At 42.1% G+C, this 15,767-nt stretch carries 12 protein-coding genes; 10 read left to right on the forward strand and 2 right to left on the reverse strand.

Going from position 1 to position 15,767, the window contains the following annotated elements:
• Nucleotides 1–402 precede the first annotated feature (402 nt).
• Nucleotides 403–1,650 carry a GGDEF/EAL domain-containing response regulator gene (locus PSE7429_RS02355; protein ID WP_009625443.1) on the forward strand — a complete coding sequence of 416 codons (1,248 nt, stop codon included), beginning with the start codon at nucleotides 403–405 and terminating at the stop codon, nucleotides 1,648–1,650.
• Between the two features lie 11 nt (nucleotides 1,651–1,661).
• Here the strand turns inward: PSE7429_RS02355 and PSE7429_RS02360 are convergent, their stop codons facing one another.
• The gene (locus PSE7429_RS02360; protein WP_009625444.1) at nucleotides 1,662–2,915 is read right to left on the reverse strand and encodes a methionine gamma-lyase family protein; all 1,254 of its coding nucleotides are present in this window, start codon (nucleotides 2,913–2,915) and stop codon (nucleotides 1,662–1,664) included.
• A 192-nt stretch (nucleotides 2,916–3,107) separates the two neighbouring features.
• Between PSE7429_RS02360 and PSE7429_RS02365 the strand changes: the two genes are divergently transcribed.
• From PSE7429_RS02365 to gloA2, 9 genes are all read left to right on the forward strand, one after another.
• The gene (locus PSE7429_RS02365) at nucleotides 3,108–3,824 is read left to right on the forward strand and encodes a pyridoxine 5'-phosphate synthase (protein WP_009625445.1); all 717 of its coding nucleotides are present in this window, start codon (nucleotides 3,108–3,110) and stop codon (nucleotides 3,822–3,824) included.
• Between the two features lie 334 nt (nucleotides 3,825–4,158).
• On the forward strand, nucleotides 4,159–4,602 hold the full coding sequence (locus PSE7429_RS02370) for a GPW/gp25 family protein (RefSeq protein ID WP_009625446.1): 444 nt from the start codon (nucleotides 4,159–4,161) through the stop codon (nucleotides 4,600–4,602).
• A gap of 127 nt (nucleotides 4,603–4,729) precedes the next feature.
• A complete protein-coding gene (locus tag PSE7429_RS02375; protein ID WP_009625447.1) occupies nucleotides 4,730–5,923 on the forward strand; it encodes a hypothetical protein in 1,194 nt (397 codons plus the stop codon).
• A 293-nt stretch (nucleotides 5,924–6,216) separates the two neighbouring features.
• A complete protein-coding gene (locus PSE7429_RS02380; RefSeq protein ID WP_009625448.1) occupies nucleotides 6,217–8,424 on the forward strand; it encodes a putative baseplate assembly protein in 2,208 nt (735 codons plus the stop codon).
• Nucleotides 8,425–8,453: 29 nt separating this feature from the next.
• Nucleotides 8,454–9,524 carry a phage tail protein gene (locus tag PSE7429_RS02385; RefSeq protein ID WP_009625449.1) on the forward strand — a complete coding sequence of 357 codons (1,071 nt, stop codon included), beginning with the start codon at nucleotides 8,454–8,456 and terminating at the stop codon, nucleotides 9,522–9,524.
• A complete protein-coding gene (locus PSE7429_RS23250) occupies nucleotides 9,521–10,972 on the forward strand; it encodes a DUF4159 domain-containing protein (protein ID WP_009625450.1) in 1,452 nt (483 codons plus the stop codon). The genes PSE7429_RS02385 and PSE7429_RS23250 overlap by 4 nt, the downstream gene beginning before the upstream one ends.
• A 90-nt stretch (nucleotides 10,973–11,062) precedes the next feature.
• Nucleotides 11,063–12,433, forward strand: a complete 1,371-nt coding sequence (locus tag PSE7429_RS02395; protein WP_009625451.1) for a HAMP domain-containing protein — start codon at nucleotides 11,063–11,065, stop codon at nucleotides 12,431–12,433.
• 23 nt (nucleotides 12,434–12,456) lie between these two features.
• Complete coding sequence (locus PSE7429_RS02400; protein ID WP_009625452.1) at nucleotides 12,457–14,622, forward strand: WD40 repeat domain-containing protein; 2,166 nt, start codon at nucleotides 12,457–12,459, stop codon at nucleotides 14,620–14,622.
• 113 nt (nucleotides 14,623–14,735) lie between these two features.
• Nucleotides 14,736–15,119, forward strand: coding sequence for an SMU1112c/YaeR family gloxylase I-like metalloprotein (gene gloA2 / locus PSE7429_RS02405; RefSeq protein WP_009625453.1), 384 nt, complete (start codon nucleotides 14,736–14,738; stop codon nucleotides 15,117–15,119).
• Nucleotides 15,120–15,451: 332 nt separating this feature from the next.
• On the opposite strand, the gene PSE7429_RS02410 is transcribed toward gloA2, so the two are convergent.
• The gene (locus PSE7429_RS02410; protein WP_009625454.1) at nucleotides 15,452–15,697 is read right to left on the reverse strand and encodes a hypothetical protein; all 246 of its coding nucleotides are present in this window, start codon (nucleotides 15,695–15,697) and stop codon (nucleotides 15,452–15,454) included.
• Nucleotides 15,698–15,767 lie beyond the last annotated feature (70 nt).

The following is a 15,767-nucleotide window of genomic DNA, read 5'->3' on the forward strand; positions in this document are numbered from 1 at the left end:
AGATGTTCTTTCAGAACTTTGCTTTCTTCGGGTGTCATCTTTTTAACCTCATTTTTTATTCATTTTCTCATATGTCATCTATAAGTAGAAATACTCATTGCATTAGTGAGATGCTCCCGATCGCTACTTCCACTCTTGTTGTCTCTAATTAACGATGCGGTGATTTAGTATTAATTTAGCTAAACAGAAATAAATGCAAAATCTGAATACCTGTAACGCCTACTGAGCAAGTAGTGCAGACGCTGATTTTATTGTTTAACTATGCTGATGGACATACCATATAATGTTACTAAAGCTTGCAAGAAAGATTTAGTGGGAGTAAAGCTATTGCAGGAGATTCTCTCACATATTATTTGGAATTCTTACGATTCCTACTTTGTTTACTAAATCACCCTATGTCTGATGAATACAAAAGTTAAGATTCTTTTAGTTGATGACACTCGTTACAATCTGCAAATCCTATCAATTATGCTTGTAAACCAGGGGTATGTTGTCTTAGAAGCTACAAATGGAATTAAAGCAATTGAACTAGCTAAAAAATACGTACCAAGCCTGATTTTATTGGATATTAAGATGCCGCAAATGGATGGCTATCAGGTTTGTGCAATTCTTAAAAATAATCCCATTACACAAAATATTCCAATTATTTTTATTAGTGCTATTGAGAATGTAGAAGAAAAAGTTGAGGCATTTGCGATAGGGGGAATTGATTTTATTAATAAACCATTTCATTTGATAGAGGTTTTGGCAAGGGTAGAAACTCATTTAAGGGTGAGCTCATTGCAAGCGCAGTTATTAGAACAAACTAAACTTTTGGAAAACCAAAATATTAGTCTACAAAAGGAGATTTCTAACCTAACAGGATTTAACTGGGATTTATATACAGAGTTAAAAGATGCTATTGAAGCTCGACAAATGCGGTTGTTTTATCAACCTCTGGTTAGTTTAGAGACCAATCTCATCACTGGATTTGAAGCTCTTATTCGTTGGCAGCATCCGCAAAAGGGCATGATTTATCCTGTGGAATTTATTGATATTATCGAAACGACAGATTTAGTATATTTGATTGGAAGATGGGTGATCGAGACTGCCTGTAAACAATTAAAAGAATGGCAGAAAGATTTCCCTAAATATGCTGATTTGACGATGAGTGTAAATGTATCTACGAGACAACTGGCTGAGTTTAACTTAGTAGAATATATCCGCGATATTTTGATGCAATATCAGGTTAATCCCCATTGCCTAAAGTTAGAAATTACGGAATGTACGGTCATGGGCGATCGCGATCGCACTCTCCAGATTCTCCATCAATTAAGAGAACTAAACATTCAGTTTTGCATTGATGATTTTGGTACTGGCTATTCATCCCTAAGAAGGTTAACAGACTTTCCGATTGATATCCTCAAAATTGATCGTTCGTTTATTCAAAACAGGGAATGGATTATTGTCAAGGCAATTGGCACTTTAGCTTTTGCCCTAGGGAAAATCATTGTTGTTGAGGGAATTGAAACCACTACGCAACTAGCAATGTTGAAAAAATTATTTAGTTCTTCTTTGCATGGATGTTATGGGCAAGGATATCTATTCTCTCAACCGCTAGATGCGGATTCTGGCTCCGAATTTCTGGCAAGCGAGCAAGTTTTTGAATAGTTTTTGAATAGTTATAGATTCTCAATCTGGAAATTTTCGATCGCGATCGCTACATGCGTCCAATGGGTTCCGCCTTGGAGAAACACGGTATAGGGTTCTCGTAAAGGACCATCGGCTGAGAGTTCCAATGTACTCCCATCAATAAAAGTTCCGCCAGCCATGACTAGTTGACTAACATAGCCAGGCATTTCTCCAGGTACAGGATCGACGTAGGAATCAATCGGGGAGAAGCGCTGAAGATTGCGGCAGAACTCAATCAACTTTTGGGGACTTCCCAGTTGAATCGCCTGAATGATATCGCATCTCGTCTCGTAGGGGAGTGGTTTGACTTTGTATCCTAACTTGTCAAATACGTAGGCAGCAAGGTGGCTACTTTTCATCGCTTCACCGACCATTTGCGGCGCAAGGAATAAACCTTGAAAGAGCAACCGATTCAGATCGAAGGTTGCACCTCCTTCTCGACCAATCCCTGGTGCAGTGAGGCGTTGGGCGGCTAGTTCTACATATTCGGCTTTACCTGCCACATAGCCACCTGCGGTAGCAATCGTTCCTCCAGGATTTTTGATCAAGGAACCTGCGATAATATCCGCGCCAACCGCAGTTGGTTCGCGATCGCTAATAAATTCGCCATAGCAGTTATCCACAAAGCACACTGTATTGGGATTTTGCTGCTTGACTAATTTGATGATTTTCTCAATATCCTCGATAGAAAGGCTCTGCCGCCATGCATAGCCACAGGATCGCTGAATTAAAACCATTTTAGTTTGTGGTTTCACCGCCTTTGCCAAAGCTTCCCAATTGACATTGCCCTCCGCTGTAAGTTCTACTTGACGATAGGTGATGCCAAAATCCTTGAGCGAACCAGCATAGGCATTTCCTTTACTATCAGAGGTAAGGGGATAGCCGATCACTTCTTCAAGGGTATCGTAGGGGGCTCCGACTACGGATAATAGTTCGTCAAGGGGGCGCAAAATACCGAACAAACAGCAGGCGATCGCATGGGTTCCTGAAACAAATTGCACGCGGACGGCAGCGGCTTCGGCTCCCATCACCTGCGCGAAAACCTCATCGAGAACATCACGTCCCATATCACCATGTCCGTAGCCTGACACGCTGGCAAAATGATGGGCTCCCACTCGGCAATCGCGAAAAGCTTTTAAAACTCGTTCGAGATTGTTTTTTACATGGAGATCAATTTGGGTAAATGTTGGTGCAAGATTGGTAACGGCTTCTGCAACCAGCAGTTTCATTTTGTCAGAGGTCATTGAGCTTTAAGATTTTTTGGCGGTTTAAGATCGTACGCGAATATGAAGGGTTTTGTCTATAGATTCGACAAACTAAAAACAGCCTTAAATCACTGCTTTTGCTCCTTAGACTTGAATTTGTTCTAATATCATAAAGTAAGGAATATAAATACTTTGTAAAATTCACTTTGTAAAATTCTTGAGGACAAAGCTTTGCCTACACTCGGAGTAAATATCGATCATATTGCTACCATTCGCCAAGCTCGTCGAGGTACGGAACCTGATCCCGTAGCTGCGGCCGTAATTGCGGAGTTAGCGGGGGCTGATGGGATCACCGTCCATTTACGTGAAGATCGTCGCCATATCCAAGAACGGGATGTGCGGTTATTGCGGCAAACTGTGCGAACTCGCCTCAATTTGGAAATGGCAGCAACTCCTGAAATGGTAGCGATCGCTCTAGATGTGAAACCCGACTATATTACCCTCGTACCCGAACGCCGTGAAGAAATCACGACGGAAGGTGGCTTAAATGTTAAGGCTCAATGCGATCGGCTAGGTAAATTTGTACATCAATTACAAGGTGCAGGTATTCCTGTAAGTTTATTTGTCGATGCAGAAACCGACCAGATTCAAGCTTCGGCAAGGACTGGCGCAAAATTTGTGGAATTACATACTGGAACTTATGCTAACGCCAAAAATGAAGAAGAGCTTAAACAGGAGTTAGCGGTATTAACTAAGGGAGGAGCCTTAGCAATTGAATTAGGGATAAGGCTGAATTCGGGACATGGTTTAACCTATTGGAATACTAGAGCCATTGCCCAAATTGCAGGAATGGAAGAGTTAAATATAGGTCATAGCATCATTAGTCGGGCGGTACTTGTCGGTTTAGATCGAGCAGTTCGAGAAATGAAAGACTTGATAAATTCATAAACTTGATATAAACATGTCAGCCTTGCTTATACCAATTCCCAAAATGGCAACGCCATTTTGGGAATCTCAAAACTTTACTGGGTTTGTTTTTTACAGCGCTTTGCGCTCAAACCCAAACCAAGGAAATTTTTGAAAGCGTTGCTTTGCAACACTTTCAAAAATTTCCTTGTGGTTCGTTTGATCGATAATTGCTGTAAGTGACTGGCTATAGGTATAAAACCTGAGGCGCACGCTGCACCTCAGGTTTTAGGATTTTATATTTAATTAAGTCCACCTATTTACTTATACATACCCTTTAGATATCCGCTAGACACTAGTAAGATCTTGATCATTAATGATCAACAAATTAGCCGAACAAAGCCAAACGAATATGAGCAATTTAGGACGAGATTATTTAGGCAGGGGGATTTCATTTCCCTTACGGATTAACGTGCAAGGTGAGTTAAAGACCGATAGTGGCGATCGCAACCTTGAGGAGTCCATCAGTACAATTCTAAACACGAAGTTAGGAGAGCGGGTATATCGTCCCAATTTTGGTAGTCGTCTATCGGATCTAACCTTTGCCCCCATGAATCCCCAGACGATTTTACTTGCCCGAATTTATGTTGAAGAAGCCTTGAACCGATGGGAGCCCCGAATTAGGGTCACAGGAGTTTATGCAGAGCCAGATCCGCTAAAAGGACGCTTAGACATGAAAATTTTATATGAGATCAAGGAAACTCATGACAGCCGCAGTATGGTTTATCCCTTCTATTTAATGCCACCTAGCGATACTTAATATTAAGTTTGATATTATTTTTTTAGTTGATTTTAATTTAAAAACCAGAAAAATATCTAAGACATAAAAAAGAAACAATTAAGAGTTAAAATTCTTTCGTTAACCTAGGATTAAATGGGTACTAAGCATGAAGTACACCAATAAAAAACCTCTTAAATCTAGTTTGTCTATATCTCCGACAGAGAAATATCTACAAACTAGACCTTTTGCGCCCCCAGTGAATAACACTTCTCAAGATGATTTGTCACCTAAAGGGTTTGAGGATAATTCCCAACGGCATGGGCAAGAGCATAGATCAGAAAATTTATTAGCAAAGCTCGTCAATATGCCCGAGTCACCTAATGCCCCAACCAATACCCAAATTCAACGAAAGCTTAAAGCCCCTCAGCTCAAATTGCGATCGCCCCAATACCAAACTCCCCCTCATTTCAGCCGCCATAAATCCCCGCCCCTCACCCTAGATAGCAGAGATCGGATGGTGAACCACACAGAATCGGTAATTCAAAGGAAGAGGAGCATAAATCAAGTCCAGACTACTAATCCCAATAAAGAAGATCTAGGATCTAAAGAACAAGACTACAAAAATAGTCTAACTAGGGGAAAAGCACTCCAAGACAAGGGACTAGCTTGGTTTAATAAAAGCCCTGATGCAACGAAACCTGTGACAACAAATACTACCAATGAGAAAATCGAGGCAGCGGGATACAAAACCTTCTGGAAAAAGGGCAAGAAAGGCAAATTTAGAATAGCCACCTCAAGGGGAGCAGAAGTTGAGGGTAAAAAGTCAAGTAAGGTAAAGGATTTCGGGCAAATCTTTAAAGGTTTTGAAGATCTAGGAACTGATGTCATGTATGGAAATACCTTTAATCCTACTACGGGCGAATTTTCGGCAATGGGAAATTGGGGAGACTGGGACGAAGAGATTATGGAAAAAGAAAATCTCCCACCAAGGCTGTCTAATTCTGAAATAATCTGGCATCAGCAAGATGTAGTAAGAAATGCATATAAGAAGAAAATGGGGCAAGAGGCAAAAACTCTAAAATCGATCAAAAGAAGTCAAATAAGTAATAAGCCAACTCTCAATACCTTACTTTTTTGTGACCATTGGAAAACTGCTGAAGATGGTGGTAAAGTTGAGCTTGACGATCCCAGAAAAGATGATGTCTGGGCATTGCTCGGCTCCCCTAATGGGAACTCATCGGTTTACATCCTAATGGAGCATGGGGAAGAGTTTGGCGGAGTTGACATCACCAGCGTATCTTATGAAACTAGCGGTGACGGAGCCCCTCCCGATATGACTATTTCATACAAGACAGAATAGTTTAAGAATAAAAAAGACTTTACCTTGCCGTAACTTTAGTTTTTATAGCTGCTGTCAACTGTTACAGTTGACGGCATAATTTGAAGAGGGCTTTGAGAAAGGGTTTGCATAGTAAACCCTTTCTCAAAGCCCAAAAGTAAAAGCCTTGCGTAGCAAGGCTTTTACTTTTGGGCTTTGAGAATTTGCCAGCTTAACCAGAACTGACGTTAAAATAATTTGATATTTAATCCCGTAAGACAAAGATACCTAGTAAAATCTGAACAATCGCCAAGTTCACCTAAGAGCGCTGTGTAATGACGAAAGAATTTGATTTTCTGCCCAATTTGCCAAAATCAGATCTTGACGATCGCACCTTTGCCGAATTGGTGAATGAATGCCTTCTCAGAATTCCTCGTTACTGTCCAGAATGGACAAACTATAACCCTAGCGATCCTGGGGTTACATTGATCGAGTTATTTGCTTGGCTCACCGATCAGATGTTGATGCGGTTTAACCAAGTGCCCCGTCGCAACTATATTGCGTTTCTAGAATTACTCGGCATTCGCCTCCAGCCCCCTGCCCCAGCGCAAACCGAGGTGACTTTTTATCTAAGTGCTTCTTTGCCAGAAGTCTACACGATTCCTGCGGGGAGCGAAGTTGCAACCGTAAGGACGGAAACGGAAGAAGCAATTATCTTCAGCACCGATCGCCCCTTAGTAATTGGTAAGCCAAGAATTTTAAACCTATTAGCCGCACCTACAGCGGAGACAAATCCTGAATTTTTGCGAGATTTACTCTTAGATGTATGGACAGAAGATCGCGAGGAGGGATGGTCGGGACAAGAAATTGCGTTATTTAGTGATCCTCCTGAACCCAGTAATTGTTTTTATCTAGTTTTTGATGGCGAACAACCTATTAATGGGAACGTAATTGCGCTCAACTTAAAAGGGGAATCCGCTACTGCCACAGGAATTAATCCTAATAATCCCCCGCGTTTTTGGGAAGCATGGGATGGTCATGCGTGGCAATCGGTACTGTTAAAGGAGAGTGACGATCATACTAGGGGATTTAGTTTTAGTGAGCTAGCCGAAGCAGGGATTAATCCCTTGCAGGGGGCTGAGGTAGTTTTTCATCTCCCCATAACATGGGAGGTAGCTCAGTTTTCTACCTATCGAGGTCGATGGTTACGCTGTAGCTACGTCGAGCCAATCGGTAACCAAGCAGGTTACAGCCGATCGCCCCGAATTATTGGGATGGGGGCAAGAGCGATCGGTGGCACTGTCAAAGCAACTCAATGTCATGCCTTGATGAATGAGGTTTTAGGCGAAAGTAATGGGAAATCAGGACAGGTCTTTCAGCTATTACATAGCCCCATCTTGCCCCGACAAGATGATGAATACTTACTGATCACCCCACCCGTAGGACTACCCCAAATCTGGCAGGAGGTTGAAGACTTTTCTGAATCTACCGCTAACGATCTGCATTATGTCATCGATTCCACATCTGGCAACGTACAATTTGGTCCCTTTGTCCAACCACCCAGCTATCAGAGCCAGCATACCTTACAGCGCTTGCGCATTCAGGGGGAACCCATGAAAAGGGTGATACCTGAAGCCTCAAAAGCAAGCGCTGCTATCAAAACCACTGGCACTCAGTATGGCGCAGTCCCCCCCAAAGGCGCAATTATTCAAATGGTGAAATATCGCACGGGGGGAGGTTTTCGCGGCAATGTCCAACGCGGCAGTTTACGGATCGCGAAAAGCGCGATTCCCTACGTGGCGAGTTTAACCAATCACATTTCCGCCAGTAATGGAGCCGATGCCGAATCCCTTGATGATGTTGCCATAAGAGTGCCGAAGATGTTACGTACTCGCGATCGCGCCATCACCCAAACAGATTTTGAATATCTGACCCTGCTCGCAGGCGATGGCGGTGTCGCCCGTGTCATGTGCGCCCCCACCCGTAGGAAAGAGGACGCAGGCATAGTCAAACTACTAGTAGTACCGAAGGTACTCACAGAAAGTATTGATCAAGGGCAGGGGATTGCCCCCGATCGGTTTATTTTGAAGGAACCCTTAAGAGATCGCGTCTTAAACTATCTTGATGAGCGAAAAATGTTAGGAGTCCAGATTCAACTGGAGCAACCTGAGTATGTGGGAGTATGTGTGCAAACGGAAGTCGCCCTTGAGACTGCCTATAGCAACCCACAGGTACAGCAGGACATTATCCAGAAGCTCAAGGTAATGCTCTACCGCTTTCTCAACCCAATCACGGGTGGAGTCAACGGCGAGGGATGGGAGTTTGGTCGTCCTGTCTATCCTTCGGACATCGTCAAACTATTACAAAACTTTCAAGGTGTACGTTTTTTGGGTACAGTACAACTATTCGAGTTGCGTTACGAAAATGGCGAATGGATCAGAAGACTTGCACCCCAACCCACGATCGACCCTGGCGCTTTGGGTTTGATTTGCTCTTGGCGCAGTCCGAGACTGCGTTCTAGCCATGTCATTAATATCGTCTAGTTATTGTTAAGGCAGTATTAAACCCTCCTATGACTCCAAAAAGCAAGCTGCAAGCGCTAAGCATTCGCCTAACATCAATGAAGCATCCTGATGCCAATGCCGAGTCACTGACTAGTGCGGATAGCTTGGTCAACTCGCAGAGTCATCGTTCGTCATCAAATATCGTTAATAATCAGCGATCGCCCAATAATTGCAAACTCCTCATCCATCCTAACGAACCTAGCGAAATTCTCGTTAACCTCAAAAATTCCAGCAACCGAACCCTCTTGACCAATTTGCGAGTGGAGGGAGACTTTCCCACTCAATGGCTTCAAATTGGGATGGAAGGAAACGAGCTGCCTCCCTATGCCGAAATGGAGGCTTTCCTTTATTTTCAAATTCCTGCCGATTTTTTTGAGAATCAAGAAGCGATCGTTAACAATCAACCTCTCACTATTAATTACAATGGACAGTTACAAATCTATGGAGGTTACGCAGGCGCTAACTCCGAAACATCTCCGAAATTAGAACTATTTGATATTGCTTCTTTTCAACTTTACGTCCGCCCACCTAGTCTATACCTAGATTTCTTACCCGATGCTTATCGTGAAGTTGACTTTGTAGGTCGCCTATTAAAGATTTTTGAAGAATGTCTAGAACCCGATGTCCAGATCTTAGATGCACTCTGGGCCTATCTCGACCCCATGCTAGCACCTGAAACAATGTTACCGTTCCTTGCCCATTGGGTAGGCTGGGAAGATACCTCCTCCCTCGGCATTGAGCGTCAGCGGTTCCTGATCAAAAAAGCGATCCAGATCTATCGTTGGCGCGGAACACGCCGAGGACTGCGCTTCTATATCCATCTATTCACAGGAATCCCCCTCGACGATCACCTACCTGAAGCCGAAAAACATATTAGCATTTTTGAAATTAGTGGGCGAGGCTTTGTCCTCGGTGAGGCAATCATTGGTCAAAATGCATCAACAGGGGGCGGGAAACCATTTCATTTTGTGGTCAGGATTCGTAACGATTTACAAAATCAACTTGATTTGCCCCTGATTCATCGGATTATCGAACGTGAAAAACCTGTTGTCTGCACCTACGAGCTAGAAACTATATGAACGAATTTCCCTATCCCGAAGTCCAGCCCTTTGAGCGGTTACAAGTATCTGACGGCTTGATGATTAACAGCCAGCGTTGGCAACTCGCCCATGAATATCACCAGCATCGCCAAAATGTACTGTATCAGTCACTTTTTTTACCTGGAATTATCTGTGGCTTGGGGGTTGCGCCCATTGAGGCTCCTCAAGACCTACCCGCCCAATTTCGCGATGGTCGTTGGGTACAGATTCAACCTGGGCTAGCCATCGATCTACAAGGCAACTTTATTGTCGTACCTACCCCCATCAACTTTCGGATCGCCACGATCGCTTACAACAGGGCAATCGAAATGGTTTATCTAGTGCTGAGCTATGTCGATCCCACGAAACTAAGACAAACCAATAGCAATGAGATCCTTGTAGAGACCTTTCGCATCAATGAAAAAACTGACTTACCCCTGAGTACAGACATTGAGATCTGCCGCCTTGCGATCGCTGAAGGCAAATTAGAAATCCAAAAACCTGTAGATGTCTTTGCTCCTAAAGCATGTCAACTGGATATGCGCTATCGCTTAGCAGCGCAAATTCGCCCCCAAAACTCAATCCGCATCGCCTGCCTGCAATCTCAACTAGGTCAGCCGTCCCCCATTCAACAAAGGTTCCATTTTCTCGGCAGAGCCATGTCTAGTATTGCTCCTAGCCTTTCTATAATTGAGCCGATCGCAAATTTAGATATTCATGCCGAACTAACGATCAAGCATCTCAGTCCCTATACGCTCATCTATCTCACTAACGATCAAGCCATAGAGATCAATGATTCGACCGAACTGGCTTTACGCGAATATATCGCCAAGGGGGGATTAATTCTGATCGAAGCTTCAATCCGCCAGACAAAGTTAGAAAATCTATTGGAAATTCAGCAAGAACTCGAAAATGCCCATCATAATTTGCTTAAAAATACCCAATCTAATACTCAACAAGCTGATCGAGCGCTAATTCAAGCAGAGCTTCAGTCAGAGTTAGAGGCGATCAAGATCGAAACAAATAACACAATTCAAGACTTGCTTAACACATTTAGTAGTCATATCCCGATGGAAACGCCAATGCAGCCTTTTTCTGACTTAGAGCCCGATCATCCCCTACGAAGTCAACCTTTTTTATTTTCCCACCTATCGGCGATCGCCAATTCTCCCATTCAAATACTCACTAATGGTAGTGTCATTATTTTATTAGGTGAATTATCACAGGTCTGGAGCGGACAGTCCGATCTATTCCTACCAAGAGAAAGTATTCGGAACTGTCAAGAATTAGGCATTAACATTCTTAACTATGCCGCCCAACGCTATAGTATCCACCAATCTATGCAGGTCAATGCGCAATATCAAAGCAACACTGCTCTTCCCGATGAAAGCGACCAGCGTCGAATTACAAATATGGTTGATAAACTTGTGGTTGATAAACTTGCATAAAGCATCTAACAGGTATTCACAAATAGAAATAAATAAAAATACAAGTAGAAATTACAAGTAGAAATTACAGGCAATTCCAAGGATCCCTATATGTTTTCAATCCAAAATGTTATTCAGATCGTACTCACTATGCAAATTACCGTAGCAGTGGGAGTCACAAGCTGGGTTTCCTTTCATGGCAGCGAACGAGCAGTACAAAGACTAACTCTCCAACTATGTGAAAACCTGAACTACCGCGTCGAACAGGAAATCAAGAGCTATTTGCAAGAATCGATTCAGATCAATCAAGCCGTAACCATCGCTCTTAGTAATGGAACGGTCAATCCTAATAATATCAGTCAAGTACAGCAGGATATATTTGATAAGGCTAGGGAACTAAATATAAAAAATATCCTATTTTATGGCAATGACAATGGGACAATGGTTGGCATAGAACATATGGGGAACTCAAAATTCCTCCTCCGCATTCGTGAGGATGGCAATAGTCCTAACCGTCCTACCTACGAACTCAATGGTAATGGAGTGAGAGGGAAAATGATCATGAATGAAGTCTATGACCATCGCTCTCGACCTTGGTATATGGGAGCTAAGGAAGCGGGCAAATCCATCTGGAGTTCAGTTTTTGTAAGTACAACTGATGGCGAACTAACAACGACCAGAGCTACCCCCATTTACAATAATAGTGGCGAGTTTCAGGGGGTAGTGGGCATTAACGTCTCGCTCAATCAAATCAAACAATTTATGCTGCGCACCCGTCCTACGGATCAATGGAATGTGTTCTTAGTAGAAAGTGATGGCAGCCTAATGGCATCTACATCTGAATCACCAATATTTGAAAAAGATGGAAACGTTATCAAACGATTTGAAGCTTCTAAAAGCAAAGACATTAGACTCCAAAGTGCTGGGCTAGCAATTCAAAAAAGGTTTGGAGGGTTTGATAAAATTCAGGATTCCCAAGTCGTGGAATTTGATTTTAACGGTCAAACCTATATTGTGAGTACACATAAGTTAAATAAAACAGTGGAATTAGATTGGACGGTGGGCATCATCGTCCCCAAGGCAATTTTTATGCAATATATTGATGCCAACAATCGAGCTACCATTATGATTACCGTTGCAATGTTGAGCGTAAATATCCTCATTGGATTGGCAGTTTCCGCATGGCTATTGCGTCCGATCAAAAACTTAATGACTGCCGCTAAGGAAATTGAAGAAGAATCTTTTAACTCCGATAAATTAGAATCCGTAGCACATCGTAAGGATGAGATCGGGCAAATGGCAAGGGTATTCCAAGAGATGGGTAGTACCATTGTCGAACGCCAAAATGGGATGAAAACTCAACTCAAGCAGCTTAGAGAAGAAAAGGATGAAGCGAAGAAAGCCGCGATCGCTTCACAAATGGGACACAATAATTCTATACAATCAATCCTGAGCCGTTCTCGAGCTGCTCGTGGCAAATAAGATAACAGGAGAAACATACAGCGATGTCAGTAAATCAGATCGGTTTAGAAATCCCCAAAAAGGAACTAAATTTCAAAATTGGTTCGGAGAAGAATTCATTCCCTGTAGTTGTTATTAATAACAGCAATCAATTCTCCAGTTTTCAAATTGAACTAATTGCCGCAGGAGCAGATATTCAAGGAGCTGACTATGAGTGGTATACGATTTCCCCCGACGTGAGTGTCAAAATTCCTCCAGGAGATTTAGTAGAGTTCGTGGTTTCAATTATTGAGCCACCGATCTCAGGTTTCTCAGGGATTATGAATATTACCGTTCGGGCTTTTTCTATTGAACTGCGTGAAGAGAATCGCGAAGTACTCCGCGTTAATATCCAAGAGGGCTCAAGGGGATCTATCTTAAAAGCAGAAATACCTACCCAGAAGATCCAAGCAATACCTCTAGACAATCTAGAAATCACAGTCTTGATTGGTAATCCCAGTCAACAAAATACTAATGTGACCTTAAGTTGCCTCGGTTTACCCGATACATGGTTTCCCACAGGAAACATGCAACAGTTTACTGTCAAAGGAGGATCGCAATATATAGCGACATTTTTATGTACTTTACCATTCGATCTCGATGCGATCGCTAAATCCTATGAATTTACGATCGACATTAGCCATACAAATGGATTGCCATCTCAATTAAAATCTAGCTTAGATGTATTACCTAAAGGATCCCTAGCAGTCGTTTGTTCACCGAAAGCGCAAACCATTCCCGCAAGGCGATCGTGGAAGTTATGGTGGAAATTATGGGCTTCATCTCCCGCCAGATTTGATTTAATTGCCGACAATGCCAGCAATCTTATCCAAAAAATAGATTTTGAGCTAGAAAACGTACGTTCTAGCGATTATAAAGATTTTACCTTTGAAGTATCTCCTAACGATATTGAAATCCCCCCATTTAGCCAACGTGATTTCACTCTACAAATTGATAAAGCGCGCCCTTGGATAGGGAGAGAGAAACGGTTAAACTTACTAATCAAAGCAAATTGGCAAGATATCAGGGTAAACACGATTGATGAAGTGCAACCCATCGAAGTTATCGTTAAACCGATAGTTCCGCTTGCCCCCCTAATCTTACTCTCAATCATTTTTCTCTTGATCTTGTGGTGGTTTTCTCCCTTCAATCCAATTAATCCATTTCCTCCCCATAGAAATACTGTAACCTCAGTCCAATATGATGGCGCTGGTATTCATGCTATTAGTAGCTCTAATGATCGAACGATTCAAACTTGGGATGTATCGGGTTTTGAGAATCCTTTTGTAAACCAAAATTTAGGGATTTTAACGGAAGCCCAAAAAGCAATTCGGACTGTGAGATATCGACCTGTTAACAATGATTTAATTGCAGCAGGATTGGAAAATGGCGAAATTCAGATCTTGGACGCTCAAGGAAAAAAGAAACAGCCGATCGCCACATTCATCTATCAAACTGATGATCGCGTTTTTGGGCTAGATTACACGCTTGATTCGCGGAATTTATTTAGCGGGCATGGGAGTGGAAATCTGCTGCGGTGGGATCTTCAAAATCTATTTACAAACCCACCAAACCAGCCCAGCCAAATTAAAAAGTTTGACTTTGCCATTAATGCGATCGCCCTAGTTGGCAAGGATGACAGCACCTTAGCGATCGCTGGTCGATATAATCAATTAGTGCTTTGGAATTGGGTCACCAACACTGTCAAACCAATTACCTATCCCAATGTCGGCGGGCAAGATGACTACATTCAAAGTATTGCTGTACCCAATAATCAACGCAATTTCTTAGCAACAGCGGATAATCAAGGATTTATTTCAATTTGGGATCTCAACACCTGCTTGCAAAGCGATCGTCCCTGCCAAATAATTGAAGGTTGGAAAGATGCCCACAATGGCAAACCCGTACGCTCAGTCGCATTTAGTGCCGAGGGTTGCTATTTAGTCAGTGGCGGAGACGATGGAGAAACTAAACTATGGACTTTAACCCCGCGAGGGAAACGCACTGGCGATCTTAAGGGCAAAGTCTTAGGAACAAACAGCTATGCTGTGAGTGCTGTTGATACCCACTTAAATTCTCAAGATATCTTAGCCATCAGTGGAACAACCGAAGGAAGAGTAATTAGTCACAAAACAGAACGGCAATTCAGACTAGGATGCGATCAAAAATAATCGTAATCGATAATTACGCCCAAAACTAGGATCATTGCCTAAAAAGACAGCATATTCTAACTCCCAAGTTTTACTTTTACTATCTAGAGAAAAACCTATCCATCAAGAATCCCATGAAAATAGCCAAAATCCACCATATTGCCATTATTTGCTCTAATTATGAAAGATCTAAAGACTTTTACACAAAAAAACTTGGTTTTGCAATAATTAGAGAAACCTTCAGAGAACAAAGAAATTCCTATAAACTAGACTTAAGAGTGGGAAACAACGATTCGATCGAGCTTTTTTCTTTTCCTTCTCCTGCACCAAGAGCGAACCCTGAGAACTGTGGATTAAGACATCTAGCTTTTGAAGTAGAAAATATAGAAGAAACCGTTTCCTATTTAGAGATGAATGGGATCGAGGTTGAAGCCATAAGAACTGATGAATTAACAGACAAACGTTTTACTTTTTTTAAAGATCCTGACGGTCTACCTCTAGAAATCTACGAGCAATAAAAAGCCCAAAGATGAGTGGCGGCGCAAAGCACCACCACTCATCTTTAGGCTTTATTTTTGTCATAATGCAAACAACTACGCATCAATGATAAGAATAGATATTACAGCAATTATCGATCAAACAAACCACAAGGAAATTTTTGAAAGCGTTGCTTCGCAACACTTTCAAAAATTTCCTTGGTTTGGGTTTGAGAGCGAAGCGCTGTAATTTGTGCAGCCGATCCTTATACCAATTCACGAAAGTGTTGTCATACTTTCGTGAATTAAAAAACAAACCCAGTAAGGGTTCTCAAAGCTCAAAATGGCTACGCCATTTTGAGCTTTGGTATTAGCTACTTGGCACTAGCAGAATTCTTACTATTATCTTCAACATATTTTTGGGTTACTTTAGCGCTTAGAATGCCTAAAATAATTCCCACAACAGAGATATCTGGCGTAAATGGTTGATTCCTAATAATATGTGAAATCCAATCTCCACAGAAGCATAGAATAACTAACCATGTCTGGGCTCTGATGGAAGAAAATTCACCATCTCTACCTGTTAAAAACTGGGATATCTTTGGATTTTCATCGGACATATTTTTTTATTAGTTAGGTGGTTGAAATTAAATTGATTACAGAAAATCATAATCAAAACCTAAGGAAAGA

Source organism: Pseudanabaena biceps PCC 7429 (genome assembly GCF_000332215.1).
Taxonomy (GTDB): domain Bacteria; phylum Cyanobacteriota; class Cyanobacteriia; order Pseudanabaenales; family Pseudanabaenaceae; genus Pseudanabaena; species Pseudanabaena biceps.